The organism is Streptomyces sp. cf386, from assembly GCF_900103585.1.
Taxonomy (GTDB): Bacteria; Actinomycetota; Actinomycetes; order Streptomycetales; family Streptomycetaceae; genus Streptomyces.
This window is the reverse complement of sequence record NZ_FNHV01000005.1, coordinates 193,435-212,061: the sequence shown is the minus strand read 5'-3', so window position 1 is coordinate 212,061 and position 18,627 is coordinate 193,435. Positions and strand designations below refer to the sequence as shown.

General features: G+C 71.9%; 17 protein-coding genes. 6 read left to right on the top strand and 11 right to left on the bottom strand.

Going from position 1 to position 18,627, the window contains the following annotated elements:
• Nucleotides 1–24: 24 nt before the first annotated feature.
• From BLU79_RS14855 to BLU79_RS14830, 6 genes are all read left to right on the top strand, one after another.
• A complete protein-coding gene (locus tag BLU79_RS14855) occupies nt 25–2,406 on the top strand; it encodes a phosphoketolase family protein (protein ID WP_093906221.1) in 2,382 nt (793 codons plus the stop codon).
• A 161-nt stretch (nt 2,407–2,567) separates the two neighbouring features.
• Nucleotides 2,568–5,261, top strand: a complete 2,694-nt coding sequence (locus tag BLU79_RS14850) for a bifunctional acetate--CoA ligase family protein/GNAT family N-acetyltransferase (protein WP_093906220.1) — start codon at nt 2,568–2,570, stop codon at nt 5,259–5,261.
• A 12-nt stretch (nt 5,262–5,273) separates the two neighbouring features.
• Nucleotides 5,274–6,005, top strand: a complete 732-nt coding sequence (locus BLU79_RS14845) for a CBS domain-containing protein (protein WP_093906219.1) — start codon at nt 5,274–5,276, stop codon at nt 6,003–6,005.
• A gap of 24 nt (nt 6,006–6,029) precedes the next feature.
• Entirely contained in the window at nt 6,030–6,530 is a 501-nt protein-coding gene (locus BLU79_RS14840) for a flavodoxin domain-containing protein (protein ID WP_093906218.1), read from the top strand.
• Nucleotides 6,531–6,602: 72 nt separating this feature from the next.
• Complete coding sequence (locus tag BLU79_RS14835) at nt 6,603–7,490, top strand: nitroreductase family protein (protein ID WP_256333303.1); 888 nt, start codon at nt 6,603–6,605, stop codon at nt 7,488–7,490.
• Between the two features lie 291 nt (nt 7,491–7,781).
• Nucleotides 7,782–8,090, top strand: coding sequence for an Rv1733c family protein (locus BLU79_RS14830; RefSeq protein WP_093906217.1), 309 nt, complete (start codon nt 7,782–7,784; stop codon nt 8,088–8,090).
• A 41-nt stretch (nt 8,091–8,131) separates the two neighbouring features.
• Here BLU79_RS14830 and hypE read toward each other — a convergent pair whose 3' ends face one another.
• The 11 genes from hypE to BLU79_RS14775 all read right to left on the bottom strand — a co-directional run bounded on the left by hypE (nt 8,132) and on the right by BLU79_RS14775 (nt 18,625).
• Nucleotides 8,132–9,166 carry a hydrogenase expression/formation protein HypE gene (gene hypE, locus BLU79_RS14825; protein ID WP_093906216.1) on the bottom strand — a complete coding sequence of 345 codons (1,035 nt, stop codon included), beginning with the start codon at nt 9,164–9,166 and terminating at the stop codon, nt 8,132–8,134.
• Nucleotides 9,163–10,266, bottom strand: coding sequence for a hydrogenase formation protein HypD (gene hypD / locus BLU79_RS14820; RefSeq protein ID WP_093906215.1), 1,104 nt, complete (start codon nt 10,264–10,266; stop codon nt 9,163–9,165). The genes hypE and hypD overlap by 4 nt, the downstream gene beginning before the upstream one ends.
• Before the next feature lie 16 nt (nt 10,267–10,282).
• Complete coding sequence (locus BLU79_RS14815) at nt 10,283–10,909, bottom strand: CBS domain-containing protein (protein WP_093906214.1); 627 nt, start codon at nt 10,907–10,909, stop codon at nt 10,283–10,285.
• A gap of 20 nt (nt 10,910–10,929) precedes the next feature.
• Nucleotides 10,930–12,261, bottom strand: coding sequence for a Ni/Fe hydrogenase subunit alpha (locus tag BLU79_RS14810; protein ID WP_093906213.1), 1,332 nt, complete (start codon nt 12,259–12,261; stop codon nt 10,930–10,932).
• The gene (locus BLU79_RS14805) at nt 12,258–13,028 is read right to left on the bottom strand and encodes an NADH-quinone oxidoreductase subunit B family protein (protein ID WP_093906212.1); all 771 of its coding nucleotides are present in this window, start codon (nt 13,026–13,028) and stop codon (nt 12,258–12,260) included. The genes BLU79_RS14810 and BLU79_RS14805 overlap by 4 nt, the downstream gene beginning before the upstream one ends.
• A gap of 1 nt (nt 13,029) precedes the next feature.
• The gene (locus BLU79_RS14800; RefSeq protein WP_093906211.1) at nt 13,030–13,836 is read right to left on the bottom strand and encodes an FAD/NAD(P)-binding protein; all 807 of its coding nucleotides are present in this window, start codon (nt 13,834–13,836) and stop codon (nt 13,030–13,032) included.
• On the bottom strand, nt 13,833–14,297 hold the full coding sequence (locus BLU79_RS14795; RefSeq protein WP_093906210.1) for a Crp/Fnr family transcriptional regulator: 465 nt from the start codon (nt 14,295–14,297) through the stop codon (nt 13,833–13,835). The genes BLU79_RS14800 and BLU79_RS14795 overlap by 4 nt, the downstream gene beginning before the upstream one ends.
• The gene (locus tag BLU79_RS14790) at nt 14,297–15,460 is read right to left on the bottom strand and encodes a 4Fe-4S dicluster domain-containing protein (protein WP_093906209.1); all 1,164 of its coding nucleotides are present in this window, start codon (nt 15,458–15,460) and stop codon (nt 14,297–14,299) included. Before BLU79_RS14790 ends, BLU79_RS14795 begins: the two co-directional genes overlap by 1 nt.
• Nucleotides 15,461–15,566: 106 nt before the next feature.
• Nucleotides 15,567–15,824 (bottom strand): HypC/HybG/HupF family hydrogenase formation chaperone, encoded by a 258-nt coding sequence (locus BLU79_RS14785; RefSeq protein WP_093906208.1) that lies wholly within the window; start codon nt 15,822–15,824, stop codon nt 15,567–15,569.
• A gap of 6 nt (nt 15,825–15,830) precedes the next feature.
• Nucleotides 15,831–18,122: a carbamoyltransferase HypF gene (gene hypF, locus BLU79_RS14780; protein WP_093906207.1), complete on the bottom strand. Its 2,292-nt coding sequence runs from the start codon at nt 18,120–18,122 to the stop codon at nt 15,831–15,833.
• Entirely contained in the window at nt 18,119–18,625 is a 507-nt protein-coding gene (locus BLU79_RS14775; protein WP_093906474.1) for a hydrogenase maturation protease, read from the bottom strand. Before BLU79_RS14775 ends, hypF begins: the two co-directional genes overlap by 4 nt.
• Between the last annotated feature and the right edge of the window lie 2 nt (nt 18,626–18,627).

Here is an 18,627-nt window from a genome sequence, read left to right as displayed (position 1 = left end):
ACTCGACGACTTACGGAGTCACCGATGCCCGAGCTCGAACACCAGGACAGCACCGTTCTGACCGACGACGAGCTGCGCACCCTGGATGCCCACTGGCGGGCCGCCAACTATCTGGCCGCCGGACAGATCTATCTGCTGGCCAACCCGCTGCTGCGCGAGCCGCTGCGGGCGGAGCACATCAAGCCGCGGTTGCTCGGCCACTGGGGCACTTCGCCGGGCCTGAACCTCGTGTACACCCACCTCAACCGTGTCATCAGGGCGCGCGGGCTCGACGCCCTGTGCGTGTGGGGGCCGGGTCACGGCGGGCCATCCGTGCTCGCGGGCTCCTGGCTGGACGGCAGCTACAGCGAGACCTACCCGGACGTCACCCGCGACGTGCCCGGCATGGAGCGGCTGTTCAGGCAGTTCTCCTTCCCGGGCGGGGTACCGAGTCATGTGGCGCCGGAGGTTCCGGGTTCCATCCATGAGGGCGGCGAGCTCGGCTACTCGCTCGCCCACGCCTACGGTGCCGCCTTCGACAACCCGGACCTGGTGGTCGCCTGCGTGATCGGTGACGGCGAGGCGGAGACGGGCCCGCTGGCCGCCTCCTGGCACTCCAACAAGTTCCTCGACCCGGTCCACGACGGCGCCGTGCTGCCGATCCTGCACCTCAACGGCTACAAGATCGCCAACCCGACCGTGCTGTCCCGGCTGCCCGAGCACGAGCTCGACGCCCTCCTGCGCGGCTACGGCCACGAACCGATCCACGTCACCGGCGACGACCCGGACGTGGTCCACCGCGCCATGGCCCGCGCCCTTGATGACGCCCTCGACCGGATCGCCCTCCTCCAGCGCACAGCCCGCGAAGAGGGCATCGGCGAGCGCGCGCACTGGCCCGTGATCGTCCTGCGTACCCCCAAGGGCTGGACCGGCCCGGCCGAGGTCGACGGGCTGCCGGTGGAGGGCACCTGGCGCTCGCACCAGGTCCCGCTGGCCGGCGTACGCGAAAACCCGGAACATCTGCGGCAGTTGGAGACCTGGCTGCGCTCGTACCGCCCCGAGGAGCTGTTCGATGCCGACGGCCGGCCCGTCGCCGACGTCCTCGCCTGCGTCCCCGAGGGCGCGCGCAGGCTAGGCGCCACCCCGCACGCCAACGGCGGACTGCTCGCGCACGAGCTGCCGCTGCCGTCCCTCGACCGCTTCGCCGTACCGGTCGAGAAGCCCGGCACGACCCTGCACGAGCCGACCCGGATCCTCGGAGATCTTCTGGAACAGGTCATGAAGGACACCGCGACCCGCCGCGACTTCAGGGTCGTCGGCCCGGACGAGACCGCCTCCAACCGCCTGCAGGCCGTCTTCAACGCCAGCGGCAAGGCTTGGCAGGCGCAGACCCTCCCGGTCGACGAGCATCTCGACCGGCACGGCCGGGTGATGGAGATCCTGTCCGAGCACCTCTGCCAGGGCTGGCTGGAGGGCTATCTCCTCACCGGCCGGCACGGGCTGTTCTCCTGTTACGAGGCGTTCGTGCACATCGTCGACTCCATGGTCAACCAGCACATCAAGTGGCTGAAGACCTCCAGGGGGCTGCCGTGGCGGGCCCCCGTCCCCTCCCTCAACTACCTGCTGACCTCGCACGTCTGGCGGCAGGACCACAACGGTTTCTCCCACCAGGATCCCGGCTTCGTCGACCACGTCCTCAACAAGAGCCCCGAGGTCGTACGGGTCTATCTGCCGCCGGACGCCAACACCCTCCTCTCCGTCGCCGACCACGCCCTGCGCAGCCGCGACTACGTCAACGTCATCGTCGCGGGCAAGCAGCCCTGCTTCGACTGGCTCTCCATGGACCAGGCCGCCGCCCACTGTGCCCGCGGCGCCGGCATCTGGGACTGGGCCGGCACGGAGAACGGCGGCGAACCGGACGTCGTGCTCGCCTGCGCCGGTGACGTACCCACCCAGGAGGTCCTGGCCGCAGCCCAACTGCTGCGCCGCCACCTGCCCGACCTCGCCGTGCGCGTGGTCAACGTCGTCGACATGACCCGGCTCATGCCGCGCGAGGAGCACCCGCACGGTATGACCGACTTCGAGTACGACGGCCTGTTCACGCGGGACAAGCCGGTGATCTTCGCCTACCACGGCTATCCCTGGCTGATCCACCGCCTCGCCTACCGGCGCACCGGCCACCCGAACATGCACGTGCGCGGGTACAAGGAGTCCGGCACCACGACCACGCCCTTCGACATGGTCGTCCGCAACGACCTCGACCGCTACCGCCTGGTCATGGACGTCATCGACCGCGTCCCCGGCCTCGCCGTCCGCGCCGCCGCCGTACGGCAGTCGATGGCCGACGCCCGCACCCGTCACCACGCCTGGATCCGCGAGCACGGCACCGATCTGCCGGAGATCGCGGAGTGGAGTTGGAACGTCTGACCAGGCTTTTGTCGGGCGGGACCGGAATCGCCTGACACCCGGCCTTCCTTTGAGGGCCGACCGGCCCACCCACACCGCCCGGACAGCCCATGGGGCCGCCGCCCGTCCCGCTGGACGCTTTAAGGGTCGGGGAATCACCGAGGAACGCCGAGGAGACCGCGATGACGGACGACACGCTCAGTCGGCCCACGGTCCACGCCCTGCTCGCGGACGGCACCACCGTGTGCATCCGTCCGGTGCGGCGGGACGATCACGATCAGGTGCAGGGGCTGTACGAGGAGATGTCCCCGGAGAACCTGCGCCTGAGGTTCTTCGCCGCGAGCCGGCGCTCCGCCGGCCTGGCCGCGGACCGGGCCTGCGCCGAGCCTCGCCCCGGGTACCGGGTGCTGCTGGCCGAGACGGGCGGTCGGGTGATCGGCCTCGCAGAGTACGACAGCGGCGGGACGGGGGACCCGGCGGAGATCTCCATCGCGGTTGCCGACAGACTCCACCACCGCGGCGTCGGCACCCTTCTCGTCGAGCACCTGGTCTCCGCCGCCCGCGCCGAGGGCATCACCAGCTTCACGGCCGACGCACTCAGCGAGAACCACGAGGTGCTGAAGCTCTTCGCCGACCTCGGCCTGCGCACGACCCGCCGCTTCGAGGGCCCGGAGGTGCGCTGCGCCATCGCCCTCGACCAGAGCGACACCTACCTCACGGCCGTCGAGGAACGAGGCCGGGCCGCCGACGTCGCCAGCCTCGAGCCGCTGCTGCGGCCCCGTACGGTCGCCGTCGTCGGGGCCGGACGCAAGCCGGGATCGGTGGGCCGGGCGATCCTGCACCACCTGCACTCGGGCGGCTACGCCGGCCGCCTGTTCGCGGTGAACCCCCGCGCGAGCTCGATCCTGGGCGTGCCCTGCCACTCCTCGGTCGGCGCCCTGCCAAAGACCCCTGACCTCGCGGTGCTCGCCGTACCGGCAACCGCGATCCCCGCCGCCGCGGAGGATTGCGGAAAGGCAGGCGTACGGGCCCTCCTCGTCGTCACCGCAGGCCTGGACGCCGACCAGGTGCGGGCCCTGCTGGCGGCGTGCCGCGCGTACGGCATGCGGCTCGTCGGGCCGAACTGCCTGGGCATCTCCAACACCGACCCGGAGCTGCGCCTGGACGCCACCTTCGCCGCCGGCCACCCGCGCCCCGGCACCGCGGGCGTCGCCGTGCAGTCCGGCGGCGTCGGCATCGCGCTGCTCGACGGGCTGTCCCGGCTCGGCATCGGCGTCTCCTCCTTCGCCTCCCTCGGTGACAAGTACGACGTCAGCGGCAACGACATGCTCCAGTGGTGGGAGAGCGACGGCCGCACCGACCTCGCCCTGCTGCACCTGGAGTCCTTCGGCAGCCCGCGCGCCTTCTCCCGCACCGCTCGCCGCGTCACCCGCCGCATGCCGGTACTCACCGTCGACGCCGGCCGCACCGACGAGGGCCGACGCGCCGCCGCCTCCCACACCGCGGCCGCCGCGACCCGCACCATGACCCGCCAGGCCCTGTTCACCCAGGCCGGCATCACCGCCACCCGCTCGATCGGCGAACTCCTCGAAGCCGCCGCCCTGTTGCACGCCCAACCCCTGCCCGGCGGACCTCGCGTCGCCATCGTCACCAACGCCGGGGGAGCGGGTGTCCTCGCAGCCGACGCCTGCGCCGAGAACGGGTTGGAACTCCCGGCGCCCGGCACCGAGCTGATCGATGCCCTGCTCGACGTCCTGCCCTCAGGCGCCGCCGCCGGCAACCCCGTGGACGCCACGGCCGCCGTCACGGAGGAGCAGCTCACGGACTGTGTGGACCGGATCATGGGGTACGGCGGTGTCGACGCGGTCCTTGTGGCCCTCGTCCCCACGGCGGTCGCCGCGGCGACGGGCGACGACCTCGTCCGGGCCCTCACCAGCGCGCCCGGACGACGGACGAAGCCAATCGTGGCCGTCCGACTCGAACAGGCCCTGCCCGTCGAACTGCTGCCCGCCGCCGAGGACACCGCCATCCCTGCCTACGCCGAACCCCAGGCGGCGGCCCGCGCACTGGCCCACGCGGCCCGCCGTGCCGCCTGGCTCGCCCGGCCCGTCGGGACGGTCCCCGGCCTCGACGGCGTCGAGACGAACCGCGCCCACGCCTTCGTCGAGGCCTACCTCGACCGGCACCCCGACGGCGGCTGGCTCGACCCCCGCGAATGCGCCGAACTCCTCGGCTGCTACGGCATTCCCCAGCTGGCCTGGGCCTGGGCCGACACCGAGAACGACGCCGTCCTGGCCGCCGAGCGGCTGCGCGGCGCCGACGGCCGCGTCGTGATGAAGGGCCACTGGCCGGGCCTGGTACACAAGACCGCCGAGCACGCCGTCCACCTCGACCTCCGCGGGGATTCCCAAGTCCGCGCCGCCTTCCGTGACTTGGAGACCAGGTTCGCCGGCCTGCTGGAGGGCGTGGTGATCCAGCCGCTCGCCGACCGCGGCACCGAGCTGTTCGCCGGCGTCGTGCAGGACCAGGTCTTCGGTCCCCTCCTCCTGTTCGGGCTCGGCGGCACCGCGACGGAGGTCCTCGCCGACCACGCCGCACGGCTGGCCCCGCTCACCGACCACGACGTCCACGACCTGATCACGGCCCCGCGCTGCGCCCCGCTCCTGTTCGGCGCGCACGGTGCCCGGCCGGTGGACCTCCAGGGCCTCGAACAACTGCTGCTGCGGCTGTCCCGCATGGCGAGCGACCTGCCGCAGCTGGCCGAGGCCGACTTCAACCCCGTTCTCGCGACACCGGGCGGAGTCACCGTGCTCGATGCGCGCGTACGCCTGCTGCCCCGCAGGCCCCAGGACCCGTATCTGCGCCGACTCCGCTGAGGAGGGACAACCATGAAGCACAACAAGGTCGGCTCCGTGATGACCACGGACGTCGTCCGCGCCGAGTACGGCACCCCGTTCAAGGAGGTCGCCCGGCTGCTCGGTGACCACCGCATCAGCGGACTGCCCGTCGTCGACGACGACGAGAAGGTCATCGGCGTCATCTCCGAGACGGACCTGATGGTCCGGCAGGCCGAGACGCCCGACCCGTACGAGCCGAAGAAGCGCTTCCGCTTCGACCGGCTGACTCGCTCCGGCCGGGCGCGCGCCGTGAAGGCCCGCGCCCGCACCGCCGGCCAACTGATGACCGAGCCGGCCGTCACGGTCCACGCCGACGACACCATCGTCGAGTCCGCCCGGACCATGGCGCAGCACCACATCGAACGGCTGCCCGTCCTCGACGAGGAGCACCGGCTCGTCGGCATCGTCACCCGCCGCGATCTGCTCCAGGTCTTCCTGCGGCCGGACGCGGACATCCGCGCCGAGGTCGTCGACGAGGTTCTGGTACGGGCCCTGTGGCTGCCGGCGCGCAGCATCGCCGTCTCCGTCACCGAGGGCGTGGTCACGCTCATGGGCCAGATGGAGCGCAAGAGCGAGACGGAGATCGCCGTCTCCATGACCCGTCAGATCGACGGCGTGGTCGCGGTCGTCGACAAGCTCAGCCACCGGCTGGACGACTCGCACGTCCGGCCCGACGAGCAGGCGCTGCACGGCATCGCCGACGACTGGCTGCGCAAGCTGTGAACATGTGAAAGGAGGCGGAGCACCATGACCACCAAGGTGCTGGTCGCCTACGGGACGACGAACGGATCGACCGCGCAGATAGCCGAGGCCGTGGCCGAGGTCCTGCGGAAGGAGGGCCTCACAGCCGAGGCGCTGCCGGCCGGTTCCGTCGCCCGCGTCGACCCGTACGACGCCGTCGTCGTCGGCGGCGGACTGTACGCAGGACGCTGGCACAGGGAATCCCGCCGGTTCCTCCGCAGGCACCGCCGTGAACTGGTCGAACGCCCGCTGTGGGTGTTCAGCAGCGGCCCGTTGGACCCCTCGGCCTCCGACCGGGACATCCCGCCCGTGCCCGGCCTGAAGCGGGCCATGACCCGGCTCGACGCCAACGGGCACGTCACCTTCGGCGGCTGCCTGGAGGAGGGCGCCAAGGGGTGGGTCGCCCGGATGATCGTCAAGAACGGAAAGGGCGGCGACTTCCGGGACTTCGACCGCATCGAGGACTGGGCGCGGACGGTCGCCGACGAGCTGGTAGCCAAGGGCTGAGCCAGGCTCCGCGGGTCAGGAAAGCTCTCGAAAGGGGCAGCACCCTGTCCGGGGCGTACGAGAGCCCCGGGCGTGCTTCCCACGGGCGTCCCGGTCATGCTGCGCTGCACCTGGCCCGCGCCGCCTCCCTGGCGCCTTCACCGCACAACAGCCAATCCCGGTGGCCGAGAGGCGGTCATCGCCTGCGGGGCGCCCCTGTTCAACGCGCGGATCGCCGTACCCCGGCTGGGCTTCCGGCCCGCCGTCGACCTCCTTCCGGAACCGGGGAACTCCGGCTACCTGGCCCACGTGGGCCATGCGGCCCACGCTCCGGCCACGCCCGAAGAGGCCCTGCTGGCCCTCGCGATGCCCCACCCGCACACTCATCGCGGCCCCTTCGGGCCCGAGCCGGTACCCGACACCCTGCTCGACGAGCTGTGCGACCACGCCCGCGCCGAGGACGCCGACCTCCGGATCATCGACGAACCGGAGAAGCTCCGGCTGCTCGCCGACCTGGTGCGCACCGCCGAGGACGTTCACCGCGCGGATCCGCGCCACGCCGCCGAGATCGTCCGGTCAGTCGGCCCGGAAGGCGTGCCCGTCGAGGCCTGCCGTCGTCACCCGGACGCCACCCTGCTTGCGGGTCGCGACCATCTCGAGTTCGCCCGGTACCGCATCAGCCCGAGCCGCCGATGGATCGGACGCACCGGGACCGTCGCCGTACTGTCCACTCCCTACGACAGCCGCACCGACTGGCTCCGGTCGGGTCAGGCGCGCCAGCGTGCCCTCCTCCACGCAGCCGCCCACAAACGTCGTGGCTGCCTTCCACACCCAGCCCCTCGAACTGCCCGCGCTGCGGGCGGAGATCCGGAAACGCCTCGTAGGCGGCCGATTCCCGCAGGTGGTCCTGCGCCTCGGCCCTACGGCTGCCCGTATGTGGCCCACGTCCCGCCGCCCGACCATCGAGGTGCTGGTCGATGACGCCGTACCGGACCGGTGGTGACGATGACCCGGAGCGGGCGACTGCGCTGGCGTCTGAGGCGCAAGCCCCTGAGGCGCCGCAGCTCTCCGGTCGAGGCCTGGCTCCTGTTCCTGACCTGAACTCGCGCGGCCCTGGGCGCCGTCGTCACGGGCGTCCTGACCGCACATGCCATCGAGCGGAACATCGACAGCCGACGGGCCGAGCGGCGCCCCGTCACGGCCGCGCTCACCGAGGACGCGGAGCTGTCCGCGTCCTTCGCCGAAGGCGCTGGCAGCGGCCACGCTTGGGCCATGGTCCCGTGGAACGGCCCGGACGGCACCCCTCGGACGGGACTGGCTCGTGTCGATCCCGGCGCCGAGACAGGGGAGACGACCCGGGTCTGGGTGAACGACAAGGGAGCTCTCACGCCCGAGCCCGCGAGCCCCGACCAGGCCGAAGTCCAGGGTGCCGTGCTGGGTACGGCGGTCGCGGTGAGTGTCGGCGCGGCAGTGGCACTCGCCGGCTGGGGCGTATCCACTCGGCTGGACAGCAGGCGGCTACGGCAGTGGGACACGGAGTGGGAAAAGGTCGGTCCCCAGTGGGGGCCCAAGGCCGGCTGACATGCCTTCAGCGAATGCCTCGCAGCTTCAGCGGACGACTCTCAGCAGATCCGCGGCAGCTGCTCCCCGAGCGGCATCTCCACGATCCGCCGCGCGCCCACCAGCGTCCGCAGCGTCACCCGCCCCGCCGGCCCGTCCGGCAGCACCTCGCCGATCCGCACCGCGCCCGCGCCCTCGTCCACCAACCGCAGCGCGCTCAGCGCCCCCTCGGCCGCGTCGGCGGCGACAAAGGCGACCAGACAGCCCTCGTTGGCGACGACCAGAGGGTCGAGTCCCAGCAGGTCGCATGCCGAGGCGACCGCCTCGGGCACCGGCACCGTGCTCTCCTCGATCTCGACGGCGACGGACGAGTCACGGGCGATCTCGTTGAGGGCCGCCGCGAGCCCGCCGCGCGTCGGGTCGCGCAGTACGTGAACGTCGGCGCCGAGCGGCGCCAGGGTTCGCACCAGGCGGTGCAGCGGCCGGGTGTCGGAGGCGATGTCACCCTCGAAGCCGAGTCCCTCACGAGTGCTGAGCACGGTCGTGCCGTGCAGCCCGATCGGCCCGGACAGCAGGACCGCGTCACCGGGACGGGCCAGCGCGGCGGACGGATGAAGCGAACCATGCCGCTGCCCGATACCGGTGGTGTTGATGAACAGTTTGTCGGCGGCACCGCGCCCCACGACCTTGGTGTCCCCGGTGACCACGGGCACTCCTGCGTCCTGCGCGGCCTTCCCCAATGAGGCCAGGACCGTGCGGAGTTCGGTCAGCGGCAGTCCCTCCTCGATGATGAGGGACACGGACAGTGCGAGAGGCCACGCGCCCCGCATGGCGAGGTCGTTGACCGTGCCGTGGACGGCGAGGGCGCCGATGTCGCCGCCGGGGAAGAACAGCGGGCTGACGACGAAACTGTCTGTGCTGATCACCAGTTCGCGGTAGCCGGGCAGCAGCGCCGCGTCCTCCATGGGACCCGTGTCGCCGTCGAGGGCGGGCAGGATCAGCCGGTCGAGGAGCTCGGCGGTGAGGCGGCCGCCGGCTCCGTGGCCGAGCAGGACGACCTCGTCGTCGTGGCGGGGGGTGGGGCATTGGATGGTCATGCCGTCCTCCTCGCGGGAGTGCGTCCGGCCGTGTAGAAGGCCGCACACGTGCCCTCGGACGACACCATCGGCGCGCCGAGGGGATGGCGGGGCGTGCAGCGGGTGCCGTACGCGGTGCAGTCCGTGGGCACTTTGGCTCCGGTGAGGATGGCGCCGGCGATGCACTCGGCGTCTTCGACGGGGCACAGCCCGCCCACGTCGAAGCGCCGGGCGGCATCGAACTTCCGGTACTTCTCGGCGAGTTCGAGCCCACTGTCGGGCAGCGCACCGATGCCCCGCCAGGCCCGGTCGGTCACGCGGAACACCTCACGGACCGTGTCCTGCGCCTCGGTGTTGCCGGAGCGCCGCACGGCCCGCACGTACTGGTTCTCGACCTCGAACCGCCCCGACTCCAGCTGCCGTACGGCCATGAGGATGCCCTCCAGCAGGTCCAGCGGCTCGAACCCGGTGACCACGATCGGCACCCGGTACCGCTCGGCGATCGGCTCGTACTCCCGCCAGCCCATCACCGCGCACACATGCCCGGCCGCGAGGAAGGCCTGCACCTCGCAGTCCGGGTCGTCGAGCAGCGCGGTCATCGCCGGCGGCACCAGGACGTGGCTGACCAGTATCGAGAAGTTCGTCAGGCCGAGGCGGGCCGCGTGCAGCACCGCCATCGCGTTGGCGGGCGCGGTCGTTTCGAAGCCGACCGCGAGGAAGACGATCTCCTTGTCGGGGTGCTCAGCGGCCAGGCGTACGGCGTCCACCGGGGCGTAGACCACACGGACGTCCGCTCCCCGCGCCCGCAGCGACAGCAGGTCGGTGTACGTGCCGGGCACGCGCAGCATGTCGCCGAAGCTGGTGAGGATCACGCCGGGCCGGGCGGCGATGGCCATGGCCCGGTCCAGGGTCTCCAGCGGGGTCACGCAGACCGGGCAGCCCGGTCCGTGGATCATCCGCATCCCGGCCGGCAGCAGCTCGTCGATGCCCTGGCGGACGAGAGTGTGGGTCTGGCCGCCGCACACCTCCATGATCCGCCAGGGGCGCGTGGCGGTCTGCCGCAACTCGTCCAGCAGATGCCGGGCCAGTACGGGATCGCGGTACTCGTCGAGGTACTTCATCAATGGTGCAGGCCTTTCATCGGTGGCTCAGATCCAGCTGGACGTCGACGACTCCCTCGACCGCACGGACGGCCCGGGCCACGACGGGCACGAGCCCGCGCTCGGGCATCGAACCGCTCAGCGTGACCACGCCCTCGATGACCGAGATCCCCAGCGCTGTGGTGACCGGGAGATGGGTCAGCACGCTGCCGCGGATCTCGTCGGCGATCTCCCCGTCGGATCGCAGGAACACCTTCAGCAGATCACCGCGGCTCACGATGCCCTGCAGCATGCCGACGCCGTCCACGACCGGGAGTCGTTTGATCTGCCGACGGGCCATGATGCGTGCCGCCTCGGCCACTGAGGCGTCCGCGTGCACGGTGACCGCCGGGGTGCTCATCAGCTCTCCTGCGGTCAGCGCGGCCGCCTTGAGCCGCTGCGCGAGGTCGCTGGCGGTCTCGTCGCCGTTGCGGAACTCCTCCTTGGGCAGCAGGTCGGCCTCGGAGACCACTCCGACGACCCGCCCCTCACCGGCCAGCACCGGCAGGGCGCTGACCTTCCACTGGTCGAGCAGCTCGACGATCTCCTTGAAGGGCGCCTCGCTGCCGACGGCGACGACGGTGTGGGTCATCACATCGCTCACGGTGTACGGAGATTCAGACATCGCAACCTCCCGCATGTCTCTCAGGTACGGACAATTGTCAGGTCGAGGAAGTGGGTGGAGCAGGAGATGCACGGGTCGTGATTGCGGATCGCCCGCTCGCACAGGGCTGTCAACTGGCCGTCGTCCGGGTCGCCCTCGCCGATCGCCCCCTGGGTCAGCCGCCGCAGGTCGTCCTCGATCGCGGCCTGGTTCTGCGCGGTGGGCGGCACCAGCAGTGCGCTGGTGACGATGCCGTGGGCGTCCAGTTCGTAGCGGTGGTAGAGCACCCCGCGCGGAGCCTCCGTGGCACCGTGCCCGACCCCGGCCACCGGCGGCACCTCGGCGTACGGACGCTCGGGTGGCTCGTACGTCTCGATGATCCGCAGCGCCTCGCCGACGGCGTACACCGTTTCCACGGCCCGCACCAGGATCGACCGGAACGGATTACGGCACACAGCCCCCTCACGCGGATCACCGAGCCCGGCCTCCACGGACGCCTGCAACGCCACCGGCGACAGCAGCGGGCCGCTGATCGCGAACCGGGCGAGGGAGCCGGTGAGGTGGAGCCGTCCGTCGAGCCGGGAGTGCAGCGCCGTGGAGCGCGGTACGTGTGTCTCGGTCACGTGCTCGGTGAAGTCCCGGACGGGGAAGGAACCCGTGGTGCCGTCGGTGCGCAGGACGGTCGGGGCCCCGCTCTCGATGGCGTATGTGCCCGGTTCGGCCAGCGCCAGCAGGTCGGCTTCGATCCGGGCGTCCGGGAACTCGAAGCCGGCGACCCAGCGGACGGTGTCCCACGCGTCGTCGAGCGCCTGTTTCAACTCCTCGGCGACCGGACGGAGTTCCTGGCCCGCAGGTGCGCGGTGGAAGCCGCCGAGACGGACGTTCACGGGATGTACGGCCCTGCCGCCGAGCAGCTCCATCAGCGAGTTTCCGGCCTTCTTCAGCCTCAGCCCACGCTCGACCTCGGCCCGGTGCGTGCGGGCCAGTTCGATCGCGCTCGCGCGGCCCAGGAAGTCCGGGGCGTGCAGCAGATAGATGTGCAGGGCCTGGCTCTCGATCCACTCGCCGCAGTACAGCAGCCGGCGCAGATCACGGATCACGGGATCCACCGCCACCCCACACGCGTCCTCGATCGCCGCGCACGCGCTCATCTGGTACGCCACCGGGCAGATCCCGCACACCCGGGCCGTGATGTCCGGCGGCTCGGTGTACGAACGGCCGCGCAGGAACGCCTCGAAGAACCGTGGCGGCTCGTAGATGTTCAGCTGTGCCTCGGTGACCGTGCCGTCGTGGACGTGCAGGCGCAGCGCCCCCTCGCCCTCGACCCGGGACAGCGAGCCGACGTGCAGCAGACGGGAACCGCGGTGCGTCACTTGGCCGACTCCTTCTCCGACTTCTCGAACTTCTCGAACGCGGCGGCGTTGAAGGTGTGCAGGAACCGCTCCACGGCGGCGTCGTCGAGTCCGTCGCGGCGCAGCAGCGGGATCAGCGCGGGCAGGTTCACCGACCCGGACGGCCCGAAGCAGCCGAAGCAGCCCCGGTGGTACGCCGGGCACAGGGCCCCGCACCCGGCGTGCGTGACCGGCCCGAGGCAGGGGGTGCCATGGGCGACGGTGACGCAGACGGTGCCACGCCGCTTGCACTCGAAGCACACGCTGTGGTCCGGGATGTCCGGCTTGCGGCCGGCGAGGAACGCGGTGATCACCTCGATGAGCTGACGCCGGTCGATCGGGCAGCCACGCAGCTCGAAGTCGACATCCACGTGCGCCGATACGGGAGTGGACGTGGCCAGCGTCTCGACGTACTCGGGATGCGCGTACACCACCCGCCGGTACTCGTCGACATCCGCGAAGTTCCGCAGCGCCTGAATGCCCCCGGCGGTCGCACACGCCCCGATCGTCACCAGGTGCCGCGAGGCCGCCCGGATCACGCGGACCCGCTCGGCGTCCTCGGCCGTGGTGACCGAGCCCTCGACGAGGGACAGGTCGTACGGACCGGGGGTCACCTTGCTGGACGCCTCCGGGAAGTGGGCGATCTCCACCTCGCCCGCCAGCGCGAGGAGTTCGTCCTCGCAGTCCAGCAGGGTGAGCTGGCAGCCGTCGCAGGAGGCCAGTTTGAATACGGCGAGCTTGGGGGTCATCTCACAACTCCCTTACCGACAGGAGCGGTTCGGCGCGCTCCCAGTCCACGACGGGGCCCACCTGGCACAGCAGCAGGGGACCGAGCTGGCAGTGCCCGCAGTGTCCAGTCGCACAGCGCATGTTCCGCTCCAGCGAGATGCGGATGCGGTCGCGGGGGACACCGCGCTGGGCCAGTTCGCGGGCGGTGGCCCGGATCATCGGTTCGGGCCCGCACACGAACGCCCAGGTGCTGTCCGGCTCGAAGTGCGCCCGCCCCAGCAGCTGGGTGACCACGCCGACGTCTCCGCGCCAGTCCGCGTCGGGCTGATCGACCGTCACTCCGGTGTACGCCGTGGCCCAGCCCGCCACTTCCTTCCGGGCGATCAGATCGCCAGGGGCACGCGCCCCGATCAGGACGTTGACACGGCGATAGGCTTCCGGCTCGGCCAGTGCGCCGAGGATCAGCGGCCGCAGCGGAGCGAGACCGATGCCGCCGGCGACGACCAGCACGTCACTGCCGCGCGCCCCCTCAAGTTCCCAGCTGTTGCCGTAAGGACCACGGATCCCGACGACGTCGCCGACCCGGGTCGCGCACAGCCCGTCGGAGACCGCGCCCACCGAGCGGATCGTGTGCGCGAGGCCGCCCGTGGCCTGGACGGAGCTGGCGGAGACGGGGATCTCGCCGCGGCCGAAGGAGTGCACCATCGCGAACTGTCCCGGTGCGAAGTCGGGCAGAGCCGCGTCGACCGGTTCCAGGCACAGCGTGACCGTGTCCGCGGTCTCCGGCCGGCGGGCTACCACGCGATGGGGGACCGGTACGGCCGTCATCGCACTTCCTTGGTCTCGTAGATCCCGTACAGGTCGACCAGCCGGGCGCGGGCCGCGTTCAGCCGGTGGGCCAGCACCCGGCCGACCCAGTGCTCGACCGCACGCCCGAACTCGGGGTCGTTCAGACACATGAGGCGGACGGCGACGGCGTCGAACTCGTAGGCCCGAAGCGGCGTCAGGGCCTCGGCGCCCAGCTGCCACACGAACGGCTCGTACAGCCAGGACCAGCCGACGAGGTCGCCGACGCCGAGCGTCTCGATGACCGGCGGCCGACGGCCGGGCACATGCATGTCAAGGGCAGCCGTGCCGTCCCGGATGATCCAGAAGCGGTTGGCGTGGCCGCCTTCCTCGAACAGGCGGGTGCCTGGCGGGAAGCGGACCTCACGGCCGAGGCGCAGAAGCCGCTCACGGTACTCGACGGGCAGCGCGTGATTCATGCGCAGAGCGAGCGAGGGAGGCATCAGTCCGTCTCCGTTCCGAGATCCGCGTGTTCGGCGTGCTGGGCCTGTTCCGCGTCCAGGGCGGCGACTTCCTCCGTGATGTCGATGCCGGCCGGGCACCAGGTGATGCAGCGCCCGCATCCGACGCATCCGGACGTGCCGAACTGGTCGTACCAGGTGGAGAGCTTGTGGGTGAGCCACTGCCGGTAGCGGCTGCGGGCGGAGGAGCGGACCGGGCCGCCGTGCAGACGGGAGAAGTCCAGGTCGAAGCAGGAGTCCCAGCGCTGCCAGCGCTCGGTGTGGTCACCGGTGAGGTCGGTGACCTCTTCGGTGGTGGTGCAGAAGCAGGTCGGGCAGACCATGGTGCAGTTGCCGCAGGTCAGACAGCGGGCGGCGACATCGTCCCAGCGCTCGGCGGTCAGGCTCGCGCCCATGAGGGTGTGCAGATCGACCGGGGGCAGTGACCGGCCCATGCGGTCGCGGGCCGCGTCCACTGCTGCGTCGGCCGTACCCTGGGTGACCGGGTCGGCGGTGCGGTGCGGTATCCGGTCCAGCAGCTCGGCGCCCTCATCGCTGCCGACGCGGGCGAGGAAGCGGTGTCCGTTCTCGTCCACGATCTCGGTGAGCGCGAGGTCGTACCCGGGGTCGGCGGCGGGGCCGCCGCCGGTGGATACGCAGAAGCAGGTCGCGCCGGGCTCGGTGCACTCGACGGCGATCAGCAACGCCTTGCATCGACGCCTCCCATAGCCGTCGTCCGCGTAGCGTCCGCCGGTCAGGACGCGGTCCTGGATCGCGATGGCCCGCAGGTCGCAGGGGCGGACGCCGAGGAAGGCGTACGAGGGCACCTCCGGCTCTTGCGGGGTGAAGGAGACTGGGCCCTCGGGCGTTCGGTCGGCACTCCACAGCTGCTCCCGCGACGGGTGCAGGTAGGACTTCCAGGACTGCGGGCCGGCGCTGTGCGCGAAGGCCGCCCCGTCCTCGCGAGGGGCGAGCCGATAACGTCCGGCGTCGAGTTCGACGCCCCAGCCGTAAGGGAGCGCGTCCGCCGAGGTCAGCTCGGCCAGCACGATCGCGCCGTCGCGGACGGTCGGCCCGATGACGGTTCGTCCCTGCGCCACCAGAGCCGCGACCAGCGCGTTCAGTCCATCCTGGTCGAGCAGGGCCGGGGCAGCGGGGGCGGTCATGACGGTCCTCCTCGTCCGGGCGGTTCCGTGCACCATCAGCTTCCGACTGCGCGGGGTGCCTCCGGCAGGGGCTGACCGGCCCTCTTGACGGGCTGACCGGACCCGGTCAGGGCAACGGCTCTCCCAGCTCCCCCTCCACCGCGCCCGCCATCGCCCGCAGCACCTCGAGCGTCCGCTGTGCCTCCGCCTCGTCGACCTGCGTGATCGCGAAGCCGACATGCACGATGACGTACGACCCGACGCCCGCCTCGGGCGTGCAGCTCAGGCAGACCTCGCGCCGGATGCCGCCGAAGTCGACGGTCGCCATGCGCAGTCCGACGTCGTCGTGGATCTCCAGAACCCGGCCGGGGATGCCCAGGCACATACGCGTTCACCCCTTCCCGGCCAGCCGTGCGGCCGCGACCGCCGCCTGGCCGTAGCTGATGCCGCCGTCCCCGACCGGGACCTGACCGCCGACCAGCACCCGCAATCCCTGCGCGCGCAGCCGACGCTTCACCTCGGTCAGCAGCCGCCGGTTGACGAAACAGCCACCACCCAGACACACCGTGCGCGGCGCACCCTCGGTCACGGCCTGGGCGACCAGTTCGGCGGTGACGATCGCAAGCGTCAGATGGAAGGCCGCCGCCAGCCGTGCCACCGGCTCCCCGTCCAGCCGCCGCCGCAGCAGGTCGGCCAGGGTCGGAGCGGAGTCGTACACCCACAGGCCCTGCGCCCGTACGACCCGATGGGCGAGCGGTACGGCATGCTCCTCACCGGCCGCCGCTTCGAGCAGGACGGCCGCCTCACCCTCGTAACCCACCCGGTCGGCGAGGCCGAGCAGCGCGGCCGCCGTGTCGAAGAGCCGTCCGGCACTCGACGCACGTGGGCAGTTGACGTCCCGCGCGATCATGGAGCGCACGGTGGTGACCTCAGCCGGATCGAGCCGGTCGGTGAAGGGCTGGGTGAGCCAGGGATACGGGTGCGGGGAGCCCAGCGTCTCGCCGCCCAGCAGATGGCCGAGGGCGGTGCGGGAGGGATGGCGTACCGCCGCGTCGCCGCCGGGCAGGGGCGCGGTGGCGAACCTGCCCACGCGGCGGTAGCCGCATCGATCGGCGACGAGGATCTCGCCGCCCCACAGCGTGCCGTCGTCACCCAGCCCCAGCCCGTCGTAGGCGACACCGAGGAACCGGCCCCGCACCCCGTGCTCGGCCGCGCAGGCGGCCACATGCGCGTGATGGTGCTGCACCGGGATGCGGCGCAGCGGCTGGGCCTCGGCCCACTGCGTGGACAGATAGCCCGGGTGCAGGTCATGAGCGAGGACGGTCGGCTCGATGCCGGTCAGCTCCTTGAGGTGCTCGTACGACGCCGTGAACGCCTCGTACGTGGTCAGATCGGCCAGGTCCCCGGTGTGCGGCCCGATGCGGGCCCGGCCGTCTGCGGCCAGAGTGAACGTGTGCTTCAGCTGCGCGCCCGCCCCGGCGACCGGCTGCCGTACGGCCAGCGGCAGCGGGGCGGGAGCCAGCCCGCGCGCACGGCGGACGGTGATCCTCGTCCGCCCGGTGAACTGCACGACGGAGTCGTCGTACCGGGAACGGATGGGGCGGTCGTGGGTGAGGAAGCCGTCCGCCACGGCGGCAAGGGCACCCTGGGCCTCCTGGTCTTCGATGGCGATCGGCTCGTCGCTGAGGTTGCCGCTGGTGACCACGAGCGGCCGGGCCAGCTCGTCGAGCAGGAGGTGGTGCAGGCCGGTGGTGGGCAGGAACAGGCCGACCCGGGTCAAGCCGGGGTGGACTTCCGGAGCGAGCGGGGCGCCTCGCCCACGCCACCGGCGGCTGCCGAGCAGCACCACGGGGCGCTCCGGAGAGGCCAGGGCCCGGCGCTCGGCGGCGCCGATCTGCGCCAGCCGCGCGGCCGCCTCGATGTCCCCGACCATCACGGCGAACGGCTTCGCCGGTCGGCACTTACGGCGCCGCAGCTCCGCCACGACCGCGGGATCACCCGCGTCGCACACCAGTTGGTAACCGCCCAGCCCCTTCAGCGCGGTGATCCCGCCCCCGTCGATCGTCTTCACCGCCGCCCGCAGCGCCTCCTCGCCGCGCAGCTCCTCCCATGCCAGCCGTGGCCCGCAGACTGGGCAGGCGACGGGCTCGGCGTGAAAGCGCCGGTCGCCGGGATCGGCGTACTCGGCCGCGCACGCGGCGCACAGCGGGAACCGGCGCATGGTCGTACGGATCCGGTCGTACGGCAGGCCCTCGATGATCGTGGCGCGCGGGCCGCAGTCGGTGCAGTTGATGAACGGGTAGCGGTAGCGGCGGTCGTGGGGGTCGTGCAGTTCGCTCAGGCACGCGTCGCAGATCGCCGCGTCGGGCGGTATCTCACGGGGCGCCTCGTCCGCTTCCCCGGGGGCGCTCTGCCGTACCTGGAAGCCGGTGACGTAGGGCGACTGGCGCTCGCCATCGGTCAGCCGGACGCGGCGCACCCGGGCGAGGGCCGGTGCGTCCGTGCGCAGCCGGGCGGCGAACACCTCGATCGCCCGCGTCGGTCCGGCGACCTCGCCCTCCACGTGCCCGTTGACGTTGGCCACCCAGCCGTCAAGGCCGAGCGCGGCCGCGGTGCGGTAGACGAACGGCCGGAAGCCGACGCCCTGGACGATGCCCTCCACGTGGAAGCGGCGCACGGTCATGCCGGCCTCCCGGCTGCCGCGTCCCCGTTCCGCGCGATCTCGTCCTCAACGGCTGCCACGAGGGGCTCCACTGCGTCCGCGACGGCGGGGGAGAGGCCCGTACCCATGTCACTCTCGGAGCCCTCCACGGCGTACACGACCAGGTGCTCCGGCAGCAGGCCCAGCACCCGTGCGAGTTCGACGGCCTCGCCGAGGCCCAGCCCGTGCGAACTGGTCGTGGAGGGCTGTGCGAGGAGCCCCGCGTCGAGTTCGAGGCGGTGCACGCGGCCGGGGGTTCCCGGGTGGGCGTGGGCCGCGTCGACGACGACCGCGAGGCGGGCGCCCTCCCACAGGCCGATCAGCCGTCCGGGATCGCCGTCGCAGGTCGCGAGGTGGGTGTCCTCCGGCAACGGCCGGTCCCCGGCCCGCTCGCGCAGACGGGCGAGCACGGCCCAGCCCACGCCGTCGTCGCGCCGGAACTCGTTCCCTACGCCGATGACGGCGATCCGACCGCGGCTCCTCATGC

Bases quoted from the DNA above. Each gene is read 5' to 3' on its own strand.
- BLU79_RS14805 (WP_093906212.1), bottom strand. From the start codon at position 13,028: ATGACCCCCAAGCTCGCCGTATTCAAACTGGCCTCCTGCGACGGCTGC.
- BLU79_RS14785 (WP_093906208.1), bottom strand. From the start codon at position 15,824: ATGTGCCTGGGCATCCCCGGCCGGGTTCTGGAGATCCACGACGACGTC.
- BLU79_RS14775 (WP_093906474.1), bottom strand. From the start codon at position 18,625: ATGAGGAGCCGCGGTCGGATCGCCGTCATCGGCGTAGGGAACGAGTTC.
- BLU79_RS14815 (WP_093906214.1), bottom strand. From the start codon at position 10,909: ATGTCTGAATCTCCGTACACCGTGAGCGATGTGATGACCCACACCGTC.
- hypF (WP_093906207.1), bottom strand. From the start codon at position 18,122: ATGACCGTGCGCCGCTTCCACGTGGAGGGCATCGTCCAGGGCGTCGGC.
- BLU79_RS14795 (WP_093906210.1), bottom strand. From the start codon at position 14,297: ATGCCTCCCTCGCTCGCTCTGCGCATGAATCACGCGCTGCCCGTCGAG.
- BLU79_RS14850 (WP_093906220.1), top strand. From the start codon at position 2,568: ATGACGGACGACACGCTCAGTCGGCCCACGGTCCACGCCCTGCTCGCG.
- BLU79_RS14855 (WP_093906221.1), top strand. From the start codon at position 25: ATGCCCGAGCTCGAACACCAGGACAGCACCGTTCTGACCGACGACGAG.
- BLU79_RS14830 (WP_093906217.1), top strand. From the start codon at position 7,782: ATGGTCCCGTGGAACGGCCCGGACGGCACCCCTCGGACGGGACTGGCT.
- BLU79_RS14790 (WP_093906209.1), bottom strand. From the start codon at position 15,460: ATGACCGCCCCCGCTGCCCCGGCCCTGCTCGACCAGGATGGACTGAAC.
- hypE (WP_093906216.1), bottom strand. From the start codon at position 9,166: ATGACCATCCAATGCCCCACCCCCCGCCACGACGACGAGGTCGTCCTG.
- BLU79_RS14800 (WP_093906211.1), bottom strand. From the start codon at position 13,836: ATGACGGCCGTACCGGTCCCCCATCGCGTGGTAGCCCGCCGGCCGGAG.
- BLU79_RS14840 (WP_093906218.1), top strand. From the start codon at position 6,030: ATGACCACCAAGGTGCTGGTCGCCTACGGGACGACGAACGGATCGACC.
- BLU79_RS14845 (WP_093906219.1), top strand. From the start codon at position 5,274: ATGAAGCACAACAAGGTCGGCTCCGTGATGACCACGGACGTCGTCCGC.
- hypD (WP_093906215.1), bottom strand. From the start codon at position 10,266: ATGAAGTACCTCGACGAGTACCGCGATCCCGTACTGGCCCGGCATCTG.